The sequence below is a fragment of the Corynebacterium callunae genome (genome assembly GCF_046592015.1).
Classification (GTDB): Bacteria; Actinomycetota; Actinomycetes; order Mycobacteriales; family Mycobacteriaceae; genus Corynebacterium; species Corynebacterium callunae_A.
Window position 1 is genome coordinate 102,308 of the sequence record NZ_JAWVOB010000007.1, and the last position, 25,192, is coordinate 127,499.

Genomic DNA, 25,192 nt, shown 5'->3' on the forward strand with positions numbered 1-25,192 from the left:
ACCTGATTTAAGGTGGCGGCTTCTTTATATCTACGCCCTGCACCACCTCACGCAGTTGTCCCAAAAAGGCTTCGTCTCCCCAATACCCAGAATGATCCGAGCTAGAAGGAAACACTGTAGCGCCAAAAGTAGGCGAGGTCGGATCAATCCCATGGATGCCGTCATATCGGGTAGCTGCAAAACCAATGGGATCGGCCGTACCAGTAATGGCATATACCTCGCTTCCCAATTCGGAAGCGTGGGAAACTCCTGTACCAGCACCCGGGCTTCCCACCAAAACTAGGGCATCTGCCTGCAAAGATTTCCCAGCAGTGCCTACCACAGTGGAGCCATAGCTATAACCCATCACCACTTGTCGCTGGCTGGGATTGCGCTGGCGCAGCGAGTTTTGAAATTCTTCTAATCTATCGGCTGCTGCCCTAGCCGGAGCTCGCGCTAAACCATGAGCCAAGGTGGGAGGAGCTGCGTATCCCAGCCACATCATGGTGGCGCCACCTGTGGCTGCCTGAATATTGCGGGCACGCCCCATATGAGCAGGCCATTGTTCAGTGTCGGAGGAGCCAACACCAGCCACGATGGTGGTGATGGTCGCAGCGCTATCGATATCTCCAAAAGCTGCTACCAGGCTGCCATCGCCAGCCTCCAGAATCTGCATATCAGGATTGTCACGGGCTAATTGTTGTATCTCCGGGGGTGCATGGAGCAGGTGATATTCGTGAATGGCAGCAGCTGGCAGGTCGGAAAAAGATGCTAAATATTTCAGTGGTGGTGGGCTAATCGCTGTGCAGAGGGCTGAGATTTCGCGGGCGCACATGAAGTCTAAGAGGGCACCCAAGTTGCCCAGATATCGCAGCATCACGCTCACCATAAGTGACTGATTGCCAAGTCTCTCCAAATAGGAGATATAGCCTTCTATCAGGCGCAATGCATCGGCAGTTGTTACCAAAGTGGAGACCACAGCGTCCATTTGCGCAGCTACATCAGAGGTTGGCTGATCAAAGGCGGGCAACTGTTTAAAACCAGCATTCAAAGAGCTCGAATCACTAAGCGGTTCTAGTTTTAACCAGGAGCTCCTGCGCTCAGAAGCAGCAGTAGCGAGCACTCCCGCGGCTCGTGAAAGTTCGAGGGCAGCATTGTCTAAAGAACTACTGTGCACTGTCATGGCAGGGCATCCAAGCTGGCACCAAGATCTTCATCAGTACTAAAAAATTCGGAGCATAAATTTCGCATCTCTTGGAGATGCTCCACCAGCGAGCGGTTGACGTCGAAAAGCGTAGTGGCCCACCCCTGATCAGCGCTGTTAAGCGCGGCGAGGGTGCGGTTTGTGGTGGCTAAAAAGTGTAGGCGCGGGATGGGGAAATCGCTAAGAAAGAGCAGTTCAGGGAGGTTTTTATGAAGGTACATGGCTGCTATCAAAGCCGGAAAACTAAAATTCAGCAAGAATCCTTCGCGTGAACCTGTGCATAACTTCGCGCCGAGCGCCTAGGCTGTGGATATGCGTATTGCCCTGCTGCAAATTACAACAAATGCCGATAAGATGAGCAATTTTGAGCACCTGCGTGAAGCTGCCCGCGATGCTGCGTCCAAGGGTGCCCGCGTGCTGGTTTTTCCGGAGGCTACCTCCCAAGCTTTTGGCACCGGCCGGCTAGACCAACAAGCCGAGGATCTTGATGGTGAATTTGCCAGTGCTACCCGGGAATTGGCCGATGAGCTGGGCGTTGTGATCGTCGCTGGGATGTTCGCGCCGGCGGACACGGTGGAAAAAGATGGCAAGACTATTTCGAGAGTGCACAATACGGCGCTGATTACTGGTGCTGGTTTGCATCAGGGCTATCGCAAAATTCATACCTATGATGCCTTTGGATATCGCGAATCTGACACCGTTAAGCCTGGTGAGGAGCTTGTGCTCTTTGAAGTAGATGGAGTGACCTTTGGTGTAGCCATTTGTTATGACATCCGTTTCCCGGAGCAATTTAAGGACTTGGCGCGCCGGGGTGCCCAGATTATTGTGGTGCCCACCTCTTGGCAGGATGGGCCGGGCAAAGTGGAGCAGTGGCAGGTGCTTAGTCGCGCCCGCGCGTTAGATTCCACCACCTGGATTGCGGCCTGTGGCCAGGCCCGACCCACCGACGGCCGCAAGGGGCCTACCGGTGCTGGCCATTCTGTGGTGGTTGACCCCACCGGTAAGGCGGTGGCTGAGGCCGGTTATGAGGAGGAAACCCTCATTGTGGATATTGACCTCAGCAGCTTGGAGGACGTGCGAAAGAGCATTCCGGTCCTCTAAAAGGCTCTCTAAGACCAGCTTAAAATCCCAAAATCTCAATCTGGTCAGCAGGCGTGCCCCGGCGGATCATGGCGCGTTTAATATCGCGCGCCCACTGCTCAGGGCCTGCAACGAGCACATTGCGGTCCGCCCACGCGCCCACATTGGTAACCACCTTGGCCATGGAGCCGACCTGCGGCAGGTGCAGACCCCGTGGCGGCTTGGATGCATCGGTAGCCTGTACCCACCATTCATCTTCGTCGTGGGCAATAACCGGAACTACCGATAACCAGGGGCTGGCTGCTGCAAAATTCCACATTCCCATGAGTTCATAGAGCTCACCGGGGTATTCAGCACCCACAAAAAAGTGCAGGCGCGGTGGAACTGCCTGGTTGAGCAGCTCAAACATATAGGCTCGCAAAGGAGCTAAGCCCGTGCCGTGGGAAATAAAAAGCAAGTCATTGGGCTGGTTCATCTTTGACTGGCCAAAATCACCTTGGCCGGGACCAATGATCCAGGAATCGCCAACTTGGGAATTAGCCAACAATCGCGAAATATCATCAACATCGGATTGAATGTGGAATTCCACTTGGCCCCACTCATTGGCGGGGATCGCCGGACATAAATAACGCCAAGTATTAGGCAAATAAGAGGTGCTCACCGGCACATATTGTCCCGTTTTATAGGGAAGTTCGCCCTCTGCCTGCAAACGCACCACAAAAAACCGGCGACTACGCTTTTCCACCTGTACCACCTGGGCGGAAATATAGGGCAGTACACCCGCGTCCTCGGCAGCTTGGGCGCTTGCAGACATCGCAAGGGCAGTGGCAGAAACTGCGCGCTCGGCAAAAAGGACCGTCTCAAAAGGCAGGTCCGCACATAAAATGCGCAGCTCAATGCGGATGGCTTCACCCAAGGCCAACAGTGATTTTGGGGTCACCCCAAAGCGGCGATAATCCACCGCCAGCTTTTCAAAATACGCCAGCGTGTCCGGCTCCACTTTGCCTTCAGCGCCGGTGCCATCAAGCACGGAAGTCAAAAGTTCAGCAAGACTGACGTGCGTGTGGTCGTCCGGGCTGGGGAAGTGTCCGCGCGCACTGGGCTCCAAAATGAGCAAGCGCTGCGCAATTGCATCAAGAAAGGTCGGGGCATTGTCCTCAATGAGGTCAACGACAGCTTTAAGAGGTCGAGGTGTCACAAAACCATTGTGCCCCCAACACAGCAAAAAGGTGGCGCGCGCCTTGCGCGTGTCGGGGCGCTTTAAAAAGCGCTTTTCGACGCCACCTTTGTTGTTTTTGCTCCTGTTTTAGAATTCGTATCCGGTAACGAGTCCTTCAGTGTTTGGCTTCCAGCCAAGTTCTGGGGCAACGTGCTCAGCAAAATTCTTCAGAATGGAAGCATTAAGCTCCACACCCATTTGGTTAGGAACGGTGAGCATCAAGGTGTCAGCTTCCATGACTGCACGGTCATTCTTGAGCTGATCAATAAGCTCATCGGGGCTACCAGCATAGGTACGTCCGAAGGTGGTGCGGGCATCATCAAGGAAACCAATCTGATCTCCGCCTTGTCCCTGCAGACCAAAAAGCTCACGGTCACGATCAGTGACAATTGGGAAAACAGAACGAGACACAGACACGCGAGGAGTCCAATCGTGTCCGGCTTCCTTCCAAGCTGCGCGGTAGAAAGCAATCTGATCAGCTTGGAGATCACCAAAGGCCTGACCAGTTGCCTCTGCAACCAGGGTGGAGCTCATGAGGTTTACACCATCACGCGCTGCCTGTTCTGCAGTGTTGTGGGAGCCAGCGCCCCACCAAATGGATTTACGCAGGTCAGGATCATGTGGGAATACTGGCAGCGGAGTACCTGGGGTGTAAAGGCGTGGGTACTGGTTTTCTGCTGCCACTGCCATGCCGTAACCATCAATGGCATTGAGGAAACGCTGGAACTTATCACGAGCCATGCCAGCAGCCTTGGGATCATCGCCGCCGTCATAACCAAAAGCTTCCCAGCTCTTTTCAGCTGGCTCGGGTGATCCCCTGGACACTCCCAACGCCACTCGGCCATCGGCAAGCAGGTTCAGTGCTGCGGCTTCCTCGGCGAGGTGGAGGGAGTTTTCATAGCGCATATCGATAACGCCGGTACCAACCTCAATGTGCTTGGTAGCGCCGATAATCGCGCCCAAAAGTGGCATCGGTGATGCACCTTGGGGAGCGAAGTGATGCACGCGGAAATAAGCGCCATTAACACCAATGGCATCTGCTTCCTTTGACAGCTCTAATGCTTGCTTCAGCATGGAGCGTTCATGGCCAATTTGGTAATGGCCAAAACTTAAAAATCCAAATGCCTTCATGGTTTGAACCTTTCCACTATTTCCGTGACATGTCAACTAAAAATTTGGTGATGTCATTCCCGTGCGGGCTATAAGGGCGCATGATGGTCAACAATGGTCTTCATAACCAATGTGGAAGTGAGTCTTTGTACTCCCGGGAGCATTGATAATTGGGTGTCATAAAGTTCTTGAAAATGTTGCTTTGATGCAGTTGCCACAAATAATTGGAAGTCGGGCTCGCCAAAAAGGCGATGGGCTTGCACGATATTGGGGATTTTGGCCACTGCTTCTTCAAAAGCGGCGACGGCGGCACCATTTCCAGTCTTGAGGGTGACAAAAACTATAGCCTCAAAAGAAAAGCCCAAGGCTTCCAAATTAAGGTCCACACTAAAACCACGGATGATTCCACTGGCTTCCAAATCGCGAAAACGGCGGTGGCATGCCGAAAGGCTTAGTCCCACTTTTGCTGCAATGTCAGTCATTGTTGCCCTGCCGTCCTGCTGGAGGAGGGACAGAATCTTCCTATCAAGCGCATCCATAAGAAATATTCTCCCGTTCAGAGGCAGTTTTTCCAATAAATTTTCAATTTTTTCCCGCACTTTCTCGAATAAAATTGATCTATTAGGGAAAGCGTGGAAGGAATATCTTGTGGATCTTGAGCTAATGCTCGCTTTTTGGGGTGTGTCAATGTTATTTGTGCTTACACCCGGGGTGGACTGGGCGTATGCCATCGCTGCCGGAATTAGCCGGCGTACTGCGGTGGTGCCCGCAGTTTCCGGCATGCTCACTGGCCACTTTTTTGCCACGCTAATTGTCGCTGCAGGTGTGGCCACTATCCTTGCCGCTTCACCTTTGGCGATGACCCTCCTCACTACCGCCGGGGCGCTCTACTTGGTGTGGCTGGGCATTGGCGCGTTGAGAAACCATTCAGCTCCAGACTTCACTGGACAGGCAGCTCCAATAGGCGGTGGGAAACTTTTTGCCAAAGGAATTGGCATTAGCCTGCTCAATCCCAAGGTATTCCTCTTATTCCTGGCATTGCTGCCTCAATTTGTTAACACTGCAGCCGCCTGGCCGGTTGGTCTCCAGATGGTAGGCCTTGGAATTATGCACCTTTTAAACTGTGCGATTATTTATTTTGCAGTGGGGTTTGGAGCTGCTGCCATTCTTAAAAAGAGGCCTCGGGCGGCGCAGGTAGTGGGTATTGTTTCTGGCATTGTCATGATTGGTTTGGGCGTGATGCTGTTGGTGCAGTTTTTCGTCGACAAGCTTTAAAGGCCAAGCCGCTGGGCGGTGACCCTGCCGGCAACACGTCCGGCGCGGGTAGCGCCCACGGTGGAGGCAGTGGAGCCGTAGCCCACGAGCAAAACACGGCGGTCAGCGGCGGGGCTGACCTCATCGCTCATTTCAATGCCACGCCCAGTGCCATTGCCACGCAATTTCATAGGCGCGAGATGGCGCAAGGCGGCGCGGAACCCGGTGTTCCAAAAAATCACGTCTACGTCGACGTGAGTGCCTGCGGGGTAGGGGTCCCAGCTTTCCGGCACGGCCAAGGTGGAGTTTGCAGATGGACCCAGGCCTTCGGAGGTGGTGGTGACATGGGGCTCGCCAAAAATCACGCCGGTAGGGGTGATCTCATCAAACATGCCGTGGCTTACAATCAATCCGCGTTCCACACCTGCCAGATAATCAGGCAGCTGCGGGATGCCGGTGGTACGCACCACGCTGGCAGGGGCTTTGCCATTGTAGGTACGTTCGCGCACGGCTTTTTCCACGGCTAAGCCCCAGCCGGAATCAAATTCACGAGTGGTGAAGTTTGGGGGTCGGCGGGTAGCCCAGATGGTTTCGGCGAAGTCTTCAAGTTCTAACAGGAACTGCACTGCGCTAAGGCCACCGCCGACAACCAGTACTTTTTGTCCCTGGAAGTCTTCGGCCTTGTGGTAACCCACGGTGTGGAGTTGCTTTCCTGGGAATTTGCCGATGCCATGAATATAAGGCACATAGGGGTTAGTCCAGGTGCCGGTGGCGTTCAGCACGAAGCGAGCCTGCCACTCGCGGCCATCTGTGGATTCGATGCGGAGAGGGGAGGTGGGGTCGGTGGCATTGGTGGGTGAGACTTGGGCGACCTTGACGGGGCGTACAACCTGGAAATCAAATTCCTTTTCATAGGAATCGTAATATTCGGTGACCAGGATGGATGCTGGGATGGAGGGGTCGGGCCGTTTCATGGCTAGGTCTGGGAGATCGGCAATGCCGTGGGCTTTGCCGAGGGTGAGGGAATCCCAACGGTGCCGCCAAGCGCCACCGGGGCCTTTGTTGGAATCGAGAACGAGGAAGTCTTTTCCGGGCTTTAGACCGCGTCGGGCAAGTTCGTGGCCGGCTGCAAGTCCCGCCTGGCCTGCGCCGATGATGATTGCATCATAGGTACTTGACATGTCAACAATCATAGCAGGATTTTCTTGATGCATTAAGGGAATATGGAAGATGGAGATCACTTGACTAAAGTCAATGTGTTTTGTTGAACAAATTTCAAAACATCCAAGTGTGAAACCAAACAGGTTTCCTTAGGTTTAAAAGCCAAGAACAGTGGAAGGAAGTGGTTTTGGGTATGGAGTACACACCGTACAGTTTGATCTTGGATGTGGGGTGGATCTCGGGACTAATGCTCATTGGCAGCATTTTGCGCCGCAAAGTTCCTTTCTTCCACACCCTCCTTATTCCTTCCTCTATCACCGCCGGATTAATCGGCATGGTATTGGGTCCTAAGGTTCTGGGATGGATTGGATGGTCAGAGCATATTTCCACCTACACCACAGTGTTGATTGCCATCGTGTTTGCGGCCATGCCCTATTCCATGAAATTTGATCGTGGGGTACGCGCAGGTGTGAAAAATATGTGGGCTTTCTCAACTGCTATGTTTGTGGGCCAATGGGGACTATTTATTTTGCTCGGTCTTTACCTCTTTGAGCCTGTGTGGGGCACCGAAGACTGGTTTGGTATGATGTTGCCAGTTGGTTTTGTGGGTGGTTTTGGTACCGCAGCAGCTGTTGGCACCTCCTTGGAAGCAGCCGGAGCAGAGGCCGCAATTTCCTTAGGCTTCACCTCAGCAACGGTGGGAACTTTCGCAGCCATCGTTGGCGGCATTATCTTCACCGCCTGGGGCATTAAAAAAGGCAAAACCGCTGCTATGCCAGCCAAGCTGCCCTGGGATTTGCGCTCTGGATATATTGACAAGCTCAGTGAGCGCCCTTCAATTGGCAAGGCCAGCACTAACCCATCTGCTATTGAGCCACTAGCGCTGCATGCGGGAATTATCTTCCTCACCGTGGCCATCGCCTATGCCATCAATGGCTGGCTCAAGGACATTTTCCCAGTTGTATCCATCCCACTTTTTGCCATGTCTTTTGTGGTTGGTATCGCTGGTATGGTGCTTATGCGCCTGCTGAAAAAGCCGGACTATCTAGACCGTGAAACCGTGAATTCCGTTTCTGGTGCAGCAACTGATTACCTCATTGCCTTCGGCATTGCCTCGATTGCTCCTGCTGCGATTGCGGATTATTGGATTCCGCTAGTCGTGCTTTTTGTTGCTGGTGTGGCATATTGCTGTTTCTTTTTCTTCTGGGTGGCTCCCCGCTTCTTCGGTGAAAAATGGCTGGAACGCGCCATCTTTGGTTGGGGCTGGGCAACAGCTGCAGTGGCAACCGGCATTGCACTGCTGAAGATTGTTGATCCTAAGCTGAAATCGGGCACCCTTAATGAATATGGTGTTGCGTATATTGGCTTTGCTCCCTTTGAAATCGGAATGACAATTATTGCTCCAATTGCTGTTATTTCTGGTTTTACCATGGGACTTGGCTGGGCTACTTTGCTGCTTGCAGTTGTCATTATGGTGCTGGCCTGGGCGCTCAAGTGGCTGCCAGAACGTGGCCATGTGCGAGGTCAAGGCACTCCGGTAGAAGTGGAGTAGCGCCCTTCGGCCCCTTCCATATTTTTGTAATCCCAGTGGCACCTAAAAATAGGTGCCGCTGGGATTTTTCTTATGCCTGCGGGGTGGGAGCATTAGGTGTTCGTCGAAAAGCGCAAGGTTAAAGGCGCACTCCGGGCGCCGAGGCGTGCTGCGGACTACTTTGGGGGATGACCCTGATGCTAAAGTGGGGAAAATTTCCTAAGCTTGATTCCAGTCCGCTCAAGTTTGCTGAAAAAGTTTTTTAAAGTTTTTTAGACTTGAGTGGAACAGACTCAACTATTTATGCGTTATAACTAGTAGAGAACGAAAAAATAGGCGTTTACCTGCATTGATAAAGGTTGGCGCCTGAGACAGAAAGGGCAATGACATGAGTTCATTCAATCCAACCACCAAAACCAATGAGGCACTTCAGGCGGCTCTGCAACAAGCATCTGCCGCTGGAAATCCTGATATTCGCCCCGCACACCTGCTGGTAGCCATCCTGGAACAGGCTGATGGTGTTGCTTCCCCCGTGCTTACCGCTGCCGGTGTTGACCCCAAGGCTGTGCTTGCAGAGGCACAGCGTTTGGTCGGAACCTACCCCAAGGCTTCGGGCACTAATATGGCTAACCCTAATTTCAATAGGGATGCCCTCAACGCTTTTACTGCGGCTCAAGAGCTTGCGGGTGAGCTCGGCGATGAATATGTGTCCACCGAGGTGCTGCTTGCAGGTATTGCGCGTGGCAAGTCCGACGCTGCAGATGCATTGAAGGCAAAGGGTGCAACCTATGAGGCAATTAAGGCTGCCTTCCCATCGGTTCGCGGTTCCCAGCGCGTGACCACCCAAGATCCGGAAAGCCAGTTCCAGGCTCTGGAAAAGTACTCCACTGACCTCACCAAATTGGCACGTGAAGGAAAGATTGATCCGGTTATCGGCCGTGATCAGGAAATTCGCCGCGTGGTGCAGGTGCTGAGCCGTCGTACCAAGAACAATCCAGTTCTAATCGGTGAACCAGGCGTTGGTAAAACCGCCATCGTTGAAGGCCTGGCACGCCGCATTGTGGCAGGTGACGTCCCAGAATCCCTGAAGGGCAAGACATTAATCAGCCTGGACCTTGGTTCCATGGTTGCCGGTGCCAAATACCGTGGTGAATTTGAGGAACGTCTCAAGGCTGTACTTGATGAAATCAAGGGTGCCAACGGCGAGGTCATTACCTTTATTGATGAGCTGCACACCATCGTCGGTGCCGGTGCTTCCGGTGAGTCCGCCATGGATGCTGGCAATATGATTAAGCCTTTGCTGGCCCGTGGTGAACTCCGCCTGGTTGGTGCCACCACCTTGAATGAGTACCGCAAGTACATCGAAAAGGATGCCGCCCTGGAACGCCGTTTCCAGCAGGTTTATGTTGGCGAACCTTCCGTGGAGGATGCCATTGGCATTCTGCGTGGACTTAAAGAGCGCTATGAGGTGCACCATGGTGTGCGCATTCAGGACTCCGCCCTGGTTGCCGCAGCTGAGCTTTCCAACCGCTATATCACCAGCCGTTTCCTCCCAGATAAGGCCATTGACTTGGTCGATGAGGCAGCATCACGCCTGCGCATGGAAATTGATTCCTCCCCACAGGAAATCGATGAACTTGAGCGCGTGGTACGCCGTCTGGAAATTGAAGAGGTAGCACTGACCAAGGAAACAGATGCTGCATCCAAGGAGCGTTTGGAGCGCCTGCGTTCAGAACTAGCCGATGAACGTGAAAAGCTCTCCGAGCTCAAGTCCCGTTGGCAGAATGAAAAAACCGCCATTGATGATGTGCGCGGAATCAAGGAAGAATTGGAAGCACTGCGTTCTGAATCTGATATTGCCGAGCGCGAAGGAAACTATGGCCGCGTAGCTGAGCTGCGCTATGGCCGTATCCCAGAGCTGGAAAAGCAAGTTGAAGAGGCAGAAAGCAAGGTGGGTGTTAATGAAAACTCCATGCTTTCTGAGGAGGTCACTCCCGATACCATCGCTGAGGTTGTTGCTGCTTGGACTGGTATTCCAGCCGGCAAGATGATGCAGGGTGAAACCGAGAAGCTGCTCAATATGGAGCGCGTTTTGGGCAACCGCGTGGTTGGCCAAAAGGAAGCTGTTACCGCAGTTTCTGATGCTGTGCGTCGTTCACGAGCCGGGGTCGCCGATCCTAACCGCCCAACCGGTTCCTTCCTCTTCCTTGGACCTACCGGTGTGGGTAAGACCGAGCTGGCCAAGGCCGTTGCGGAATTCCTCTTTGATGATGACCGCGCCATGATCCGCATTGATATGTCGGAATATGGTGAGAAGCATTCTGTTGCCCGTTTGGTCGGTGCCCCTCCGGGATATGTCGGCTATGACCAGGGCGGTCAGCTCACCGAAGCCGTGCGCCGTCGCCCTTATACGGTGGTGCTTTTCGACGAGGTGGAGAAGGCTCACTCCGATGTCTTTGATATCTTGCTGCAGGTTCTTGATGAAGGCCGCCTCACCGACGGCCAGGGCAGGACTGTTGATTTCCGCAACACCATCTTGATTTTGACCTCTAACCTGGGTGCCGGTGGTACCAAGGAGCAGATGATGGACGCCGTCAAGCGTGCCTTCAAGCCGGAGTTCATTAACCGTCTTGATGATGTGGTGACCTTCGATCCACTGTCCCAGGAGCAGCTGCGCAGCATTGTTGATATCCAGATTCAGCAGCTGGCTGAGCGCCTATCCGGACGTCGCCTCACTATGCGGGTCAGCGATAGCGCAAAGTCCTGGTTGGCAGAGCGCGGCTACGACCCAGCCTATGGTGCTCGTCCATTGCGGCGCCTTATTCAGCAGGCCATCGGCGATACCCTGGCCAAGGCTCTGCTGGCCGGCGATATCCGCGATGGCGATGGCGTGCTTGTCGACGTCGCCGACGGAGGCGAGAAACTTGACGTTTCCCGCGAGGTCTAAGTAGGTGGCGCACAGGGAAACGCTGCGCATTCCCCTAGAGGTTCCCGGAGTGGAATCTGAGGAAGTCAGTGTAGAACCGCTGGCAGAGGGTTATTACCTGGTAGTAACCCTCCCGGCGGTCGCCCAAGACTGCGCCCTCGGAGACGTCGTGTGCGCACACCGCGTTGATGAAGTCTTGGAGTTTCATAGCGTTGCCGTTGCCGGTGGCAATAAAACCCTCCGGGTGCTTGTCGACGCCATCGCCGCCGTGCACGTCCAGGCCCAATTGGAGGCACTGGGGTTGTACGTGGAGGCGCCCATGTCCGAAATGCTCACCGTTAATATCGCCCCAGATTCCCCAACCCATGGATTAGAGATCCTGCTTGATGATCTTCACGCACAGGGGATCATTTATCGGGCCCTATAAAAATCTTCTGCTCAGTTCTGAAATTGAACTGCTGAGCAGGAGATTTTTTGTTATTTAGTTGTTGAGCCTGCTGCTTCTGCAATATCTTGGCTGCTCGCCGCATAATAAGCGCTGAGCTTGCGATAAGAAGGTGAAAGCAGTGCCAACACCACCATGATCAGCATGATGAAGCCCGCAATAACAAACATCAGCGCCATTCCTCGCGCGTCTCCACTGCCCAAAATGCTGCCCCAGATGGAATCGGCACCAGCACCCTCCATCCACGGAATAAGGTAGGCATCTGCAACGATGGCCACCACCACAGTGGAGAGGGGATTAGCTGCCATTTCTACCGCCATGGCCAAACCAAAAACGCGACCTTGTTGGCGGAAAGGAACCACTCGCTGCAAAATTGTTTGCTCGGCAGCCTCAGCAGCGGGAGTGATAGCCATGAAGACAAAAATGCCCAGCACATAGAGCCACCACCACTCGCGGAGGGTGAAGAAAATTCCGATAAAAGAGACACCCAGGTTTACTAAGAGCAAGGTACGAACCGGATTTTTACCTAGGCCAGTTTTGGAAATAATGCCGCCACCGGCAATAAATCCCAAACTACTTAGACCCAACATCAAGCCCCACACCTGCGGGCTAAAAAGCTCAAGACCATAAGGATCCATGAGTGCCGAATACACACCACCGATCAGGTTATTAAAAGAGGCAAAAAGAATCAGCGCCAACAGACCGGGCACGCTGAGGATGATTTTCATTGAGCCTTTAAGATCAATGCCTTTAGACACAATGGATAGATCACTAGCAGCAGTGGGGACTGCTACCTCGCCTTCCTCATGAGCCGTGGCTTCCTGAACCGCAGCTTGGGCATCAGTGTGGGTGACAATTTCAGGCTCGGCAATTTTGATGGGCAGCAGGTGAATGAGTGCCACCAAGGACAGTGCCACGCAGATCCACATGGTTGCTTCCATACCTAGGAAACCAATGGCAGCACCGGCAATAACACTGGTTACCAAAAAGCCCACACCCTGTACCGCACCAACTAAACCATTGGCTTTATCGCGTTCAGCTTCTGGAACCAGCAAGGTCACCACAGTAGACAAGGCGATATTGCGCATATGTTCCACGATGGAGCCAATAATGATGAAGCTCATAAAAAACCACAGAGGCACATAGGTGGTGCTCAGCTTTGAGGTATCCATCCACACCACCCACACCACAGCGCTCAGAACATAAAAGAGCAAGGTGATAAGAGCAGAAAAGACCATGACGGACTTTTTGCGATTATGGTCCACTACCGTGCCAAAAAAGATGGAACTTAAAGCAATAAGTCCCATATAGACACCACTGACAATGCCTGTGAGAGCTACATCGTGGGTTTCCAAATAAATCCAGAACACCAGGGCAAAAAATAAAAAGCCGGTAGTGACATTGGAGATCATGGTGTTGATCAAAACATTGTGAAAGGTCTTCACTAAGGGATCCTCCGCGGGTATGGGAGTGCAGAAAAGTTTCTAACTAAAAATATACGGCCACATAGGAGTACGCCACCTGGTACCGGGGAATCGCCTCAAGATAGCTTCCACTGCGAGAGCGCAAAAATACGCATAGGCTCATTAACCATGACAGTGTTGATGTCTCCATCCGACCTTGCTGAATCAATCCATGCTGCTAAAAAACTCACCGTCCTCGCGGCTTTTTGGGCTCCTATTGAAGGAGCAGGCCGCACAGTTTTTTGTTCGGAACACATCCCAACCTCAATTTTTTGCGATCCCGCTACGGAACTAGCTGGCCTTCCTTCCTCTGCAGATGGCCGTAATCCACTCCCACGCTTAGCGCTGCTTGAACGTTCTTTCCGCCACTGGGGCCTTAATACTGACCGCGATATTGTGGTTTATGACCAAGGCCGTGGCCTCTATGCTTCTCGCGCTTGGTGGGTTTTGCGCTGGGCAGGCATGCCAAATGTGAAATTCCTTGATGGTGGTTTCCAAAAGTGGGAGGAACACAACCTCGGCCATGCAGGTGGACCGGGCAACTTCCCTCATTTTTGCAATGTGCGCCCCAACCCTGGCCAAATGCCGGTGTCAACCATGGAAGATGTCAGGAACCACGAGGGTATTCTGATTGATGCGCGTGATGCCAATCGTTTTGCCGGCCGCCATGAAATGTTGGATCTTAAAGCTGGACATATTCCTGGTGCCATTAATGTGCCCGCACGTTCGCTGCTCAATGCGGATAATACCTTTAAAACTCCGGAAGAGATCCGAGAGATTTTCGCTGCCGTAGGGGTGCAAAGTGGCGAAAATGTCATTGTTTACTCCGGTTCCGGCAACCACTCCTCCCAAGTTTTGTTAGGTATGGAGCATGCAGGAATCACCGGTGCATCACATTATTTTGCTGGCTGGTCCCAGTGGAGCGCCAACCCTAAAAACCCGGTGGAGTCCTAAACCTCGGTTTGAAAGCCAACAGCCAGTAAGGTGTCAGGTGTGATGGAAATTCTGGTGTTGGTTTTCGCCGTCTTAATTTTGATGGCCGGTGTTGCTCTTTGGCGTACAGACGCAGCCAAGAGTGGTCGCCCCGCGCGCCCCGCAACAGCGGCCTCTGAAGCAGCAGTGGATGAGGATTCCTCCTATGAGGAAGAACCATCATCTGTTGCAGAAGAAGCTGCTCCCCAGCAGGTGCAAGCCTGGGATCAAACTGCGCCGCAGCAGGTGGTGCGCGTGGAGGACACTCCCGCACCACCGCAGCGTGCAGTCAAACCCGACCGCGCTGCTGATATTTATGAAGATGACTTTGAGGAACTCGATACTGCTGCCGAAGCAGAGCTAGCTGCAGTTCCAGAAGTAAGCGCTGCTCAATTTGAGCAGCCAGCAGAAGCTCCTGCACCCGCCCCCATTCCCGAGGTTGCGGAGGAACCCCTGGATACGGTGGAGCCCCCGGCTGCGGCGGATGGCGAACTGAGGGGCGTCGAAAAGCATTCTTTTTTGAATTCTTTGCCGGGCTCCCAACGCCGCGAACGCAAGCACTGGGCTGCGCGCCACAACTTTGACTTTATTAAGGAAGACGCCTTCCTTACTGATGAATGGTCGCGGGGAGCAGCCTCGACTGGTGCCGTGGCTCGCGATGTGGTCAGCGGGATGGCTGCCGGTTATGAAACCCATTTGGTGGATCTAGCTGGGATTCCCGTGATGGCTATGCGCCGTGGCACCAATTCCGACATTGTTATTGATGCGCGCCGGGGCGAGTACACCCCAGATGTGGAGCGTGAAGAATCTGAGGACCTGGTGGAGATCGCCACAGTGTCGGAGTTTCGCCTGCTCAGCAATGGTGCCGGGGTAGCTCAGCGCTTTGTGGATGAACGTGTTTTGGCAGCTTTTGAGGCGATGCCAGAGGCGGTGACCGCGGTGTGGATGGAATCGGAATGGGTGCTTGCGGAAACCATTAAGGGTTCCACTGCTGAGGACTGGGAAGAAATATTGCATCCTCTGGCGCTGCTTACCGATGCTTCCTTTACTTTGCCACCGCGTTCCACCGACAAAGTGGAGGTGGATTTGAAGCTGATTGAGCCCACTCGCCTCAAACCACAGGCACCGCAAAAACCTGCGCAGACCGTTGAACCTGAAGAAATTGATTTGGCGCAGCCACTGGTTATTCGTCCGGAAGAGCCTTTGCAGATGCCAGTTCGCGGACATCAGGAAAGTCGTGGGGTGGTGGAGCCACGTTCGCTGGGCGCAGATGCGGTGGAATCCATTGCTGATGGACGCCCCGAAGCGCCTTCGGATCTTTATGGCACTCGCGTGGTGCGTGATTTGAATGGCAAATCCTCCATTTTTGAGGATGCTCCTGAGAGCAATGAGCCTCCCCAGCCATGGCAGTCTTAAACGGACGGGCTTAAGCGGGCAGTCTTAAACGCCTAAAAATGGTGCTCTATCTGCTAAAACCTAAGTGGTGGCAGGTGGTGTCCACCCCAGGCTCTATGCTTGGACTTAAGAGTTTTAGAAAGATTATTGGGATTTATCGGAAGGGATGGCCTTGGATGTCTGCTCCAAGTATTGATGCTGCCGCTCGTGCTGAGCTAGCGGAGCTAATTAAGGAATTGGCCGTAGTTCATGGAGAGGTCACCCTCTCCTCCGGCAAGAAGGCTGATTATTACATCGACGTGCGCCGTGCTACCTTGCATGCGCGTGCTTCCCGCCTGATCGGCAAGCTGCTGCGTGAGGCTACCGCGGATTGGGATTATGACGCCGTGGGCGGTTTGACCTTGGGTGCAGACCCAGTGGCCACCGCAATTATGCACGCTGAAGGCCGGGATATTAACGCTTTTGTGGTCCGCAAAGAGGCTAAAAAGCACGGTATGCAGCGCCGTATTGAGGGACCAGATCTCACCGGCAAGAAGGTGCTCGTGGTGGAAGATACCACCACCACCGGAAATTCCCCGCTCACCGCAGTTGAAGCCTTGCGCGCAGAGGGCATCGAGGTTGTTGGCGTAGCTACCGTGGTTGACCGTGCAACCGGTGCCGATGAAGTTATTGCCGCAGCTGGCCTGCCCTACCGCAGCCTTTTGGGTCTTGAAGATCTTGGACTCAAGTAACACCCCCGGCCCCACGGAGTGGGGCGAAAGCCGCGTGGGTAAAGGTCCCTGGGAAGAGGAAAACCCCGGGGTACCTCGGCCTACAGACCCGCTTTTCGACGAAACCCTGCTCACCGAGGGCGATCGCCGCAATGTAGTGGATGCTTATCGATACTGGACCCGCGAAGCCATCGTCAAAGACATTGACAAGCGCCGCCATCCTTTACACATCGCTATCGAAAACTTCGAAAACGATGCCAATATCGGAACCGTGGTGCGCACAGCCAATGCCTTCGCCGTGGATACCGTTCACATTGTGGGCCGTCGCCGCTGGAACCGTCGTGGCGCCATGGTGACTGACCGCTACCAGCATCTTATGCACCACCCAGATGTGGAATCCCTGCTGACCTGGGCAATCCGCAATGAACTCACTGTTGTGGCCATTGATAACACCCCAGGTTCAGTACCTTTGGAGACCGCAACCTTGCCACGGGAATGCCTGCTGCTCTTTGGGCAGGAAGGCCCGGGTGTCACCGAGGCTGCGCGGGCAGGTGCATTGATGACATGCTCCATCGCGCAATTTGGTTCCACTCGCTCCATTAACGCTGGTGTGGCCGCCGGAATTGCGATGCATGCTTGGATTCGCCAGCACGCTGATTTATCCCACGCATGGTAGGTGACTGGGGGTAGATTGTAAAGATTGTTTCTACTTCCGCATTGTTAGTCCTTCGTTATACTTCTGGTATCTAGAGTGATCTCTACATCACCCCAGCGAGACGGCATCGGAGCGTAGAAACTTTCAGTGATACACAAATGGGTCAATAGAGCTGACTTGGCGGAATCCGCCATTAATGAGCGCCATGCTGCCCGGGTGTGGGGACTTCCCCGCACCAACCTGGGGCATGTGGCGTGGCCGGCGAACGCCAAAGAAAAACTCTTTATCCACTGGCATTATTGGTGGCAGGCGCATTACCTAGATTGTCTTGTTGATGCAGCGCGCAGGCGCACCACCAAAGCACGCCGAGATCGTATTCGCGATACCATGCGGGGCATTTCCGTCCGCAACGTTAAAAAGCTCACCACCAATCGCTATTACGATGACAAAGCCTGGCTGGCGCTGGCCATGGAGCGTGCTGGCAAGGTGCGTAAAGTTCGTGCTCCTAAGGGCTTGGCGCCTTTAGAAACCGATATTATCGCTGGTATTGATTCCCTCACAGGCGTACTTCCTTGGCGTTCGGGGGAGACCTTTTATAACGTTCCCTCCAATGGTCCTGCGGCGATCATGATGGCGCGTACTGGCCGACTTAAAGAAGCTCGCCAAATCACCGACTGGATCTTTGACACGCTTATCGACGCTGATGGTCTGGTTATGGATGGTTTGCGCATGCGTATGCACGGCCCCGAGCTGGTCACCAATATTCATCCCTATTGCCAGGGTGTAGCGCTGGGTGCATGTTTGGAAATTGGCCTTAAACTGCAGGAACGTGCTGGAGTCAGTGGCACCACCGTAGAGAGCTGGAGCGAAGCTGACAAGCTAGAAGATGCGTGGAAGTATTTTGCCCATATCCAAGCGCTGGTGAGTGCAGTTTCCCGGAAGATGACCAACTCTACCGGCGTAATTGACTGGAACACCGGCGACGGCGATGGTGGGCTTTTTAAGGGAATTTTGGTCCGCTATCTTGCCGATGTGGCAGTGCGCTTGCCTGATGATTCCCCCAGCAACCGTGAAACCAAGAAGCTGGCAGCTCGAATGGTCATGGAATCAGCCGAAAGCGTGTGGAATCACCGCTTGGAAGTTGATGGCTTGCCCGTTTTTGCTACCGACTGGACCACGGATGCCCGCTTGCCACAAAACTTTGGCTTAAGCTCCTCTGGTTTTAATGATTTGGTCAGTGTGGTGCGCGTGGATGAACGTGACCTTTCCGTACAATTGTCCGGTTGGATGTTGATGGAAGCCGCAGCACGTGTAGTAGAAAAACTCGACGGTAATGAGGGCGAATTCACTGGAAGAAGCCTCTAACCCCCATTGGAGTGGAGGCTTGACCTGGGATTTTAGAAGATTCTTCGGTCTGGTGAAATATCACAGGGCAAAATCTGAGTGATACAGGCATAATTAACGGTAGGCAGTCATTAAGACCACATACCCTGTCTGATCGGAAATGATCGGACATCTTCTTGTGGGGCTTTGTGGCTTGCACACTCCGCGCCTGAAATAACTTCAGAAGCGGTTGTCATAAACATATTGTTCAGCAACAGTCACCTTTTGGAGGAGACACTCTATGCCTATCGCAACTCCCGAGGTCTACAACGAGATGCTCGATCGCGCTAAGGAAGGCGGCTTCGCCTTCCCAGCCATTAACTGCACCTCTTCGGAAACCATCAACGCAGCTCTTAAGGGCTTCGCAGAGGCTGAATCCGACGGAATTATCCAGTTCTCCACCGGTGGTGCTGAGTTCGGTTCCGGCCTAGCGGTAAAGAACAAGGTCAAGGGCGCAGTCGCACTTGCTGCCTTCGCACACGAAGCAGCCAAGGCTTATGGCATCAACGTTGCCCTGCACACCGATCACTGCCAGAAGGAAGTTCTGGACGAGTACGTCCGCCCACTGATCGCTATCTCCCAGGAGCGCGTAAACCGCGGCGAGCTTCCACTCTTCCAGTCCCACATGTGGGATGGCTCCGCTGTTCCAATCGCTGAGAACCTGGAGATCGCTCAGGAGCTGCTGGCTAAGGCTAAGGCCGCCAACATCATCCTCGAAGTTGAAATCGGCGTTGTCGGTGGCGAAGAGGACGGCGTTGAAGCTAAGGCTGGCGCAAACCTCTACACCTCCGCTGAGGACTTTGAGAAGACCATCGACGCAATCGGCACCGGCGAAAAAGGCCGTTACCTGCTTGCTGCTACCTTCGGTAACGTCCACGGCGTTTACAAGCCAGGTAACGTCAAGCTGCGTCCAGAGGTGCTCCTTGAGGGCCAGCAGGTTGCTCGCAAGAAGCTTGGTCTTTCTGACGAAGCACTCCCATTCGACTTCGTTTTCCACGGTGGCTCGGGCTCGGAGAAGGAAAAGATCGAAGAGGCACTGCGTTATGGCGTCATCAAGATGAACGTTGACACCGACACCCAGTACGCTTTCACCCGCCCAATCGTTTCTCACATGTTCGAGAACTACAATGGCGTGCTCAAGGTAGACGGCGAAGTTGGCAACAAGAAGGTTTATGACCCTCGCTCCTACATGAAGAAGGCAGAGCAGGGCATGTCCGAGCGCGTGCTCGAGGCTTGCCAGGATCTCCACTCTGTGGGTAAGACCACCGCTAAGTAAACTATTTCCCCATTACCCGGAAATAGCACCTAGAACCCCCGTTTTAGCTTCCCTCACCCGCCGCACATTAGCGGTGAGTGTTGGGGCTAGATCGGGGGTTTGGCATGTGGGGGAGTCATAATGCTTGGCCTTTAAAGAATCGCTAATCTGGGGCAATGCCGAAGAAGAGACTCGGGACAGTCGCGCGCCTGTCAGAGCTAGATAAATCCCTGCGCAATAGGGTTCTGCGGGTACGGTCGCGTCTGTTCTTTATTTTGCATTCAGCCATTGGTGCTGGCGTTGCCTACCTCATCGCAGTAGAAGTGGTAAATCACGCTGAACCATTTTTCGCCCCTATGGCCGCGGTCATTATCCTCGGACTCTCAGGTGGTGATCGCCTTAAAAGAGCCACTGAGCTCACCCTGGGCTGTTCATTAGGCGTTGGCCTGGGAGACTTGCTGGTAATGCAAATTGGCACTGGTTATTGGCAAATCTTTGTGGTAGTGGGACTAGCCCTGCTGGTGGCTTCTTTTGTTTCCCCAGCGCCACTGGTGAGCAACCAAATGGCCATCGGTGGCATCTTGATCGCAACCATCTTCCCACCTGGTAATGGTGGTAGCGTAGACCGCATGGTTGACGCTTTTATTGGTGGTGGCGTGGGTATCTTGGTCATTGCTTTGTTGCCGACCTCCCCACTTAATGCCGGACGCCACCAGATTTCCAATGTGCTGGGCATTGCCTCCAGTGTGTTGGATGATGTGGCAGATGCACTGCGCGCTCAGGACGCGGCCAAACTTAATCACGCGCTGGAAGCGCTGCGTAAATCCCAAGCCTCGGTGAATAAGCTCAATACCGCAGCCTCCTCAGGTAAAGAGATGACCACTATTTCTCCTTTTCTATGGGGAGATAAAGGACGTATTCGATCGCTTTTCAGGATCCTGGGGCCGGTGGACAATGTGGTGCGTAATGCCCGCGTCTTGGCCCGTCGCGCGGTGGTACTGACAGAAGACGGCGATTCTGTAAGCGAAGAACAGGTACAAATCATTGAGGAAATCGCAGATATTTCCCTGCACCTCTCTGATCTTTATGAGCGCCACAAGGAAATTAGTGAAGCCATTGAGATCCCGGAACTGGTACGTCGCCTGCGCCAGTTGGGCAGCCGAGTTGGACCTGAGGTTTCTGCAGGCAATGTGCTTTCTGCACAGGTGATTTTGGCGCAGTCGCGCTCCATCATCGTTGACCTTTTGCAGATTTGCGGCATGTCCCGCGAATCCGCAGTGGCAGTGTTGGTGCCTACCTCAGACAGCCCGGCTTATCCGCCGGAAGTGTGGCATGAAGAGGATGAAGCCTAAGGGCGCACAATTTGCAGATCACGTAAGTGCCGGTAGAAAGTCACTCTTTCGACCGGCCTTTTGCGTGAGGTGCCATCTACCTGGACCCGGAGGGACAGGCCGCCAGCCTGCAAAGCTCGCCCCGTCGACAAGCTCTCTGCAATAACGGTGCCGGACTTGCGCGGGAAAAGGCCGCGGGAGGCAACGGCCCCGGGCAGGGGAGTGTCCATGGTGACCGCCGCGATTCCAGGGGCATCCAGCATTGGCACCAGGCGGGTACCAAAAACGCCGCGACGGGGGATTTTGGAGCCAGCCTCATGGTGAATTTGCACATGATCATCAACAATGATTTCACCGGTGATCTCGCCATTGTCCCAGTTGGTGATGGTGGCAGCACCAGCCACGGCGACGGCGGCGTCATCACGAATAAGTGGCGCCGGGCGCACGGCCTGGGTGAGCGCAAAATCAAGCGCTTCTTGAGTGGAAGCAGGCAGAGCCCAACTGGTGGCAGCCACCGAAGCACCAACCGGCACAAAGCCGATTTCCGCCCACATATTATCGGCACGCATGAGGCGGGTGAGCACTGCAGAAAGAGCAGCATCGGAACCAATAACCACAATGCGCAAAGGGCGATCGGGGCGCTGGGGTGCAAACTGGGGTGCGCCGAGGTGCGCCACATCAGGCTGTTTTGCGATGTCATCGAGGGATGGAGTGGGGTCCACCGGGAGCACATCAAAAGCAGCATCATCGATCATGCGTAGATCGCGCCGGGAAGGAATTGCGGGGAGATCATGCACCTCCGGCGGGACCGGAGCAGCGGAAAAATCGCTTATTGAAGGAGCATCACAACGCAGGACCACAAGACGCATACCGCAAGCTTAGTATTGCAATGATTAAAAACTATCCATTGCCTAGTAAGATGAAATAACGTCTGTGTGCGCACACGCGTGCATACTCCTACTTCACGGATCGGATGTGACGTAAATCAATGGCTGCAATCGTTATTGTCGGCGCCCAGTGGGGCGATGAAGGCAAGGGTAAGGCCACGGATATTCTCGGCGGACTCGTCGACTACGTGGTTAAGCCCAATGGCGGCAACAATGCTGGACATACTGTTGTGGTCGGCGGTGAGAAGTACGAGCTCAAGCTCCTTCCTGCCGGTGTCCTCTCAGACAGCGCTACCCCAATCCTGGGCAATGGTGTTGTTATCAACCTCGAGGCTCTCTTTGAGGAAATTGATGGGCTAGAAGCTCGCGGTGCGGATGCATCCCGCCTGCGCATTTCTGCCAACGCACATCTTGTTGCTCCATATCACCAGATCATGGACCGCGTTCAGGAACGCTTCCTGGGCAAGCGCGCCATCGGCACCACCGGCCGTGGCATCGGCCCTACCTACGCCGATAAGGTTTCGCGCGTGGGTATCCGCGTCCAGGACATTTTCGACGAGTCAATCCTGCGTCAGAAGATCGAGTCTGCACTCGATGTGAAGAACCAGGTTTTGGTCAAGATGTACAACCGCAAGGCCATCGTTGCAGAGGAAATTGTGCAGTATTTCCTCTCCTACGCCGATCGTCTGCGTCCAATGGTCATCGACGCCACCTTGGTGCTCAACGAGGCTCTCGACGAGGGTAAGCACGTGCTCATGGAAGGTGGCCAGGCCACCATGCTTGACGTTGATCATGGCACCTACCCCTTCGTAACCTCCTCTAACCCCACCGCTGGTGGCGCTTGTGTTGGTTCCGGTGTGGGACCAACCAAGATCACCAGCTCTTTGGGCATTATCAAGGCCTACACCACCCGCGTTGGCGCTGGCCCATTCCCTACCGAGCTCTTTGATAAGTGGGGCGAGTACCTGCAGACCGTTGGTGGCGAGGTGGGAGTTAACACCGGCCGTAAGCGCCGTTGTGGCTGGTATGACTCCGTTATTGCGCGTTATGCTTCCCGCGTAAACGGCTTCACCGACTACTTCCTCACCAAGTTAGACGTGCTCACCGGCATTGGTGAAATCCCAATCTGCGTGGCCTATGACGTTGATGGCGTCCGCCACGATGAAATGCCAATGACTCAGTCCGAGTTCCACCATGCAGTGCCAATCTTTGAGACCATGCCTGCTTGGGACGAAGACATCACCAACTGCAAGACCTTCGAAGAGCTTCCACAAAAGGCTCAGGATTATGTCCGTCGCCTGGAGGAACTCTCCGGAGCCCGCTTCTCCTACATCGGTGTTGGACCTGGTCGCGACCAGACCATCGTTCTGCACGATGTGCTTGCTAGCTAGTAGCCAAATTTTCTAGGCATTAGCAGAAACAAGCAGACCTTATGACAATCCCAGCGCATTCACCAAGAACTGCGCTGGGATTGTTTTTTATTTAATCCGCACGGATCTACCAACCCACCAGCTCCGATAAAGTGAGCTTGAAACCTAACTTTCTGCGAGGGAGAAACACATGTACATTCCAGAAAAAATCGGCACCGCGCTCAGCCCCAATGCCACCAAGGTTATGTTGCTGGGCTCTGGTGAATTGGGTAAGGAGGTAGCCATTGCTTTCCAGCGTCTCGGCGTTGAAGTCCACGCAGTTGACCGTTATGAAAACGCGCCAGCACACCAGGTAGCTCACTTTGCCTATGCCGTTAATATGAGCGATCCAGCGGAAATCCGTCGCCTGGTCACGGAAATTAAGCCCGATTTTGTAATTCCAGAAATCGAGGCACTCGCCACCGATGAGCTGTTCAAGATTGAGGAAGAAGGCCTCGCCACCGTCGTTCCAACCGCACGTGCCACCAAACTCACCATGAACCGTGAGGGCATTCGCCGCCTGGCTGCGGAGGAATTGGGTTTACCCACCTCAAACTATGAATTCTGCTCCACCTTTGAAGAATTTGAAGCGGCAGCCACCAAGCTGGGCTACCCCAATGTGGTTAAGCCAGTAATGAGCTCTTCTGGCAAGGGCCAATCTGTGTTGAAGTCCGCCGATGATCTACAGCAGGCTTGGGATTACGCCATGAGTGGTGCGCGCGTGAGCAATGCCCGCGTTATCGTAGAGCAGTTTGTGGAGTTTGATTATGAGATCACCCTGCTCACCGTGCGTTCGGTTGATCCCACCACCGGCAAGGATGCCACCTGGTTCTGCGAGCCTATTGGTCACCGTCAGGAAGATGGCGATTATGTGGAATCCTGGCAGCCCATGGCGATGACCCCGCGTGCGCTGGAAAATGCTCGCTCTGTGGCGGCGCGCGTAACCAATGCGCTGGGCGGCCGTGGCGTTTTTGGTGTGGAGCTCTTTGTCTCCGGCGATGACGTTTATTTCTCCGAGGTTTCCCCACGTCCACACGACACCGGCCTGGTCACCATGGGCACTCAGCGCTTCTCCGAGTTTGAGCTGCATGCCAAGGCTATTTTGGGCCTGCCAGTGGATGTCACCCTGGTTTCCCCCGGCGCTTCTGCCGTAGTTTATGGCGGCATCAACGAAGTCGGCGTGAGCTACTCCGGCCTGGCTGAAGCGCTTGCGGTTGCCGAGACTGACGTTCGTATCTTCGCCAAGCCCGAGGCTTTCACCAAGCGTCGCATGGGCGTGGTGTTCTCCACCGCAGAGAACGTTTCTGCAGCTCGCGACCGCGCCACCCTGGCTGCGGCGGCCATTAAGGTCCACCCCGCGCAGTAACTTCAAGGCGCTTTTCGACGCCCCCTCACAGCAGGTGGGTCTCCAACACAGGGGACCCCACCTTTGGTGTTTTAAGAAGCTGAGAGCTTCTGATTAATAAGTGCATTGAGGGAAATTCCCTCCGACGCTGCCGCAAGAACGAGCTTTCGGTGCAAGCTACTGGAAGTTCGCACATTAAATTTCCCGGAGAAGGTGCGCTCGCCCAAAGGCTGAGGGATGGACTCTTCATTAAGTGCCATATCTTCCAGAACCTCAACTACCAGCTCAACCAGGCCATTCTCGGTATCTTGGCGGGTTTTCGCGAGCCAGGAAAGGGAAGGGAACTCCAGAACGGTAGCAAGGAATTCTTGGTCTTCGCCGGACCAAAGTACTTGATAAGTAAATTTATTCGAATCCATGTTTGCCTAACTGCTCCGACAACTTTGAAGTTATGGTCCTGCATTTAGTACCAAAGTTG

23 protein-coding genes are annotated in these 25,192 nt (G+C 54.0%); 14 read left to right on the top strand and 9 right to left on the bottom strand.

What is annotated here, in order from left to right; translation table 11 throughout:
• Nucleotides 1-7: 7 nt before the first annotated feature.
• On the bottom strand, nt 8-1,162 hold the full coding sequence (locus tag SFC07_RS09195; protein ID WP_411207945.1) for an alpha/beta hydrolase: 1,155 nt from the start codon (nt 1,160-1,162) through the stop codon (nt 8-10).
• The gene (locus tag SFC07_RS09200; RefSeq protein ID WP_411207946.1) at nt 1,159-1,404 is read right to left on the bottom strand and encodes a hypothetical protein; all 246 of its coding nucleotides are present in this window, start codon (nt 1,402-1,404) and stop codon (nt 1,159-1,161) included. Before SFC07_RS09200 ends, SFC07_RS09195 begins: the two co-directional genes overlap by 4 nt.
• A 91-nt stretch (nt 1,405-1,495) precedes the next feature.
• Here SFC07_RS09200 and SFC07_RS09205 point away from each other — a divergent pair, with 91 nt between their 5' ends.
• Nucleotides 1,496-2,284: a carbon-nitrogen hydrolase family protein gene (locus SFC07_RS09205; RefSeq protein WP_411207947.1), complete on the top strand. Its 789-nt coding sequence runs from the start codon at nt 1,496-1,498 to the stop codon at nt 2,282-2,284.
• Between the two features lie 19 nt (nt 2,285-2,303).
• Here SFC07_RS09205 and SFC07_RS09210 read toward each other — a convergent pair whose 3' ends face one another.
• The 3 genes from SFC07_RS09210 to SFC07_RS09220 form a co-directional block, all read right to left on the bottom strand.
• Entirely contained in the window at nt 2,304-3,461 is a 1,158-nt protein-coding gene (locus SFC07_RS09210; RefSeq protein WP_411207948.1) for a 2-polyprenylphenol hydroxylase, read from the bottom strand.
• 108 nt (nt 3,462-3,569) lie between these two features.
• Nucleotides 3,570-4,613 carry an LLM class flavin-dependent oxidoreductase gene (locus SFC07_RS09215; protein WP_411207949.1) on the bottom strand — a complete coding sequence of 348 codons (1,044 nt, stop codon included), beginning with the start codon at nt 4,611-4,613 and terminating at the stop codon, nt 3,570-3,572.
• A gap of 68 nt (nt 4,614-4,681) precedes the next feature.
• Nucleotides 4,682-5,191 carry an Lrp/AsnC family transcriptional regulator gene (locus SFC07_RS09220; protein WP_411207950.1) on the bottom strand — a complete coding sequence of 170 codons (510 nt, stop codon included), beginning with the start codon at nt 5,189-5,191 and terminating at the stop codon, nt 4,682-4,684.
• 49 nt (nt 5,192-5,240) lie between these two features.
• On the opposite strand from SFC07_RS09220, the gene SFC07_RS09225 reads away from it, so the two are divergent.
• Nucleotides 5,241-5,867 (top strand): LysE family translocator, encoded by a 627-nt coding sequence (locus tag SFC07_RS09225; RefSeq protein ID WP_411207951.1) that lies wholly within the window; start codon nt 5,241-5,243, stop codon nt 5,865-5,867.
• On the opposite strand, the gene SFC07_RS09230 is transcribed toward SFC07_RS09225, so the two are convergent.
• Nucleotides 5,864-7,027, bottom strand: coding sequence for an NAD(P)-binding domain-containing protein (locus SFC07_RS09230; RefSeq protein ID WP_411207952.1), 1,164 nt, complete (start codon nt 7,025-7,027; stop codon nt 5,864-5,866). The genes SFC07_RS09225 and SFC07_RS09230 overlap by 4 nt on opposite strands.
• Nucleotides 7,028-7,200: 173 nt before the next feature.
• Between SFC07_RS09230 and SFC07_RS09235 the strand changes: the two genes are divergently transcribed.
• The 3 genes from SFC07_RS09235 to SFC07_RS09245 all read left to right on the top strand — a co-directional run bounded on the left by SFC07_RS09235 (nt 7,201) and on the right by SFC07_RS09245 (nt 11,891).
• A complete protein-coding gene (locus tag SFC07_RS09235) occupies nt 7,201-8,559 on the top strand; it encodes a sodium/glutamate symporter (RefSeq protein WP_411207953.1) in 1,359 nt (452 codons plus the stop codon).
• Between the two features lie 367 nt (nt 8,560-8,926).
• Nucleotides 8,927-11,485, top strand: coding sequence for an ATP-dependent chaperone ClpB (clpB, locus tag SFC07_RS09240; protein WP_411207954.1), 2,559 nt, complete (start codon nt 8,927-8,929; stop codon nt 11,483-11,485).
• Nucleotides 11,486-11,489: 4 nt separating this feature from the next.
• The gene (locus tag SFC07_RS09245) at nt 11,490-11,891 is read left to right on the top strand and encodes a DUF4265 domain-containing protein (protein ID WP_411207955.1); all 402 of its coding nucleotides are present in this window, start codon (nt 11,490-11,492) and stop codon (nt 11,889-11,891) included.
• 50 nt (nt 11,892-11,941) lie between these two features.
• Here the strand turns inward: SFC07_RS09245 and SFC07_RS09250 are convergent, their stop codons facing one another.
• On the bottom strand, nt 11,942-13,354 hold the full coding sequence (locus SFC07_RS09250) for an MFS transporter (RefSeq protein WP_411207956.1): 1,413 nt from the start codon (nt 13,352-13,354) through the stop codon (nt 11,942-11,944).
• A gap of 147 nt (nt 13,355-13,501) precedes the next feature.
• Here SFC07_RS09250 and SFC07_RS09255 point away from each other — a divergent pair, with 147 nt between their 5' ends.
• The 7 genes from SFC07_RS09255 (at nt 13,502) to SFC07_RS09285 (ending at nt 21,094) form a co-directional block, all read left to right on the top strand.
• Nucleotides 13,502-14,326 carry a sulfurtransferase gene (locus tag SFC07_RS09255; RefSeq protein ID WP_411207957.1) on the top strand — a complete coding sequence of 275 codons (825 nt, stop codon included), beginning with the start codon at nt 13,502-13,504 and terminating at the stop codon, nt 14,324-14,326.
• A gap of 42 nt (nt 14,327-14,368) precedes the next feature.
• Nucleotides 14,369-15,760, top strand: coding sequence for a hypothetical protein (locus tag SFC07_RS09260; protein ID WP_411208015.1), 1,392 nt, complete (start codon nt 14,369-14,371; stop codon nt 15,758-15,760).
• A gap of 155 nt (nt 15,761-15,915) precedes the next feature.
• A complete protein-coding gene (gene pyrE, locus SFC07_RS09265) occupies nt 15,916-16,470 on the top strand; it encodes an orotate phosphoribosyltransferase (protein WP_411207958.1) in 555 nt (184 codons plus the stop codon).
• Nucleotides 16,454-17,125 (top strand): TrmH family RNA methyltransferase, encoded by a 672-nt coding sequence (locus SFC07_RS09270; RefSeq protein ID WP_411208016.1) that lies wholly within the window; start codon nt 16,454-16,456, stop codon nt 17,123-17,125. The genes pyrE and SFC07_RS09270 overlap by 17 nt, the downstream gene beginning before the upstream one ends.
• Nucleotides 17,126-17,251: 126 nt before the next feature.
• The gene (locus SFC07_RS09275) at nt 17,252-18,469 is read left to right on the top strand and encodes a glycoside hydrolase family 76 protein (RefSeq protein ID WP_411207959.1); all 1,218 of its coding nucleotides are present in this window, start codon (nt 17,252-17,254) and stop codon (nt 18,467-18,469) included.
• Nucleotides 18,470-18,728: 259 nt separating this feature from the next.
• Nucleotides 18,729-19,763, top strand: a complete 1,035-nt coding sequence (gene fbaA, locus SFC07_RS09280; RefSeq protein WP_411207960.1) for a class II fructose-bisphosphate aldolase — start codon at nt 18,729-18,731, stop codon at nt 19,761-19,763.
• A gap of 155 nt (nt 19,764-19,918) precedes the next feature.
• A complete protein-coding gene (locus SFC07_RS09285) occupies nt 19,919-21,094 on the top strand; it encodes an FUSC family protein (RefSeq protein ID WP_411207961.1) in 1,176 nt (391 codons plus the stop codon).
• On the opposite strand, the gene SFC07_RS09290 is transcribed toward SFC07_RS09285, so the two are convergent.
• Nucleotides 21,091-21,942: a hypothetical protein gene (locus SFC07_RS09290; protein WP_411207962.1), complete on the bottom strand. Its 852-nt coding sequence runs from the start codon at nt 21,940-21,942 to the stop codon at nt 21,091-21,093. The genes SFC07_RS09285 and SFC07_RS09290 overlap by 4 nt on opposite strands.
• 119 nt (nt 21,943-22,061) lie before the next feature.
• On the opposite strand from SFC07_RS09290, the gene SFC07_RS09295 reads away from it, so the two are divergent.
• Nucleotides 22,062-23,351 carry an adenylosuccinate synthase gene (locus tag SFC07_RS09295; protein WP_411207963.1) on the top strand — a complete coding sequence of 430 codons (1,290 nt, stop codon included), beginning with the start codon at nt 22,062-22,064 and terminating at the stop codon, nt 23,349-23,351.
• Nucleotides 23,352-23,520: 169 nt separating this feature from the next.
• Nucleotides 23,521-24,735 carry a formate-dependent phosphoribosylglycinamide formyltransferase gene (purT, locus tag SFC07_RS09300; RefSeq protein ID WP_411207964.1) on the top strand — a complete coding sequence of 405 codons (1,215 nt, stop codon included), beginning with the start codon at nt 23,521-23,523 and terminating at the stop codon, nt 24,733-24,735.
• 71 nt (nt 24,736-24,806) lie between these two features.
• Here purT and SFC07_RS09305 read toward each other — a convergent pair whose 3' ends face one another.
• Nucleotides 24,807-25,133, bottom strand: a complete 327-nt coding sequence (locus SFC07_RS09305; RefSeq protein ID WP_411207965.1) for a type II toxin-antitoxin system HicB family antitoxin — start codon at nt 25,131-25,133, stop codon at nt 24,807-24,809.
• Nucleotides 25,134-25,192: the final 59 nt, after the last annotated feature.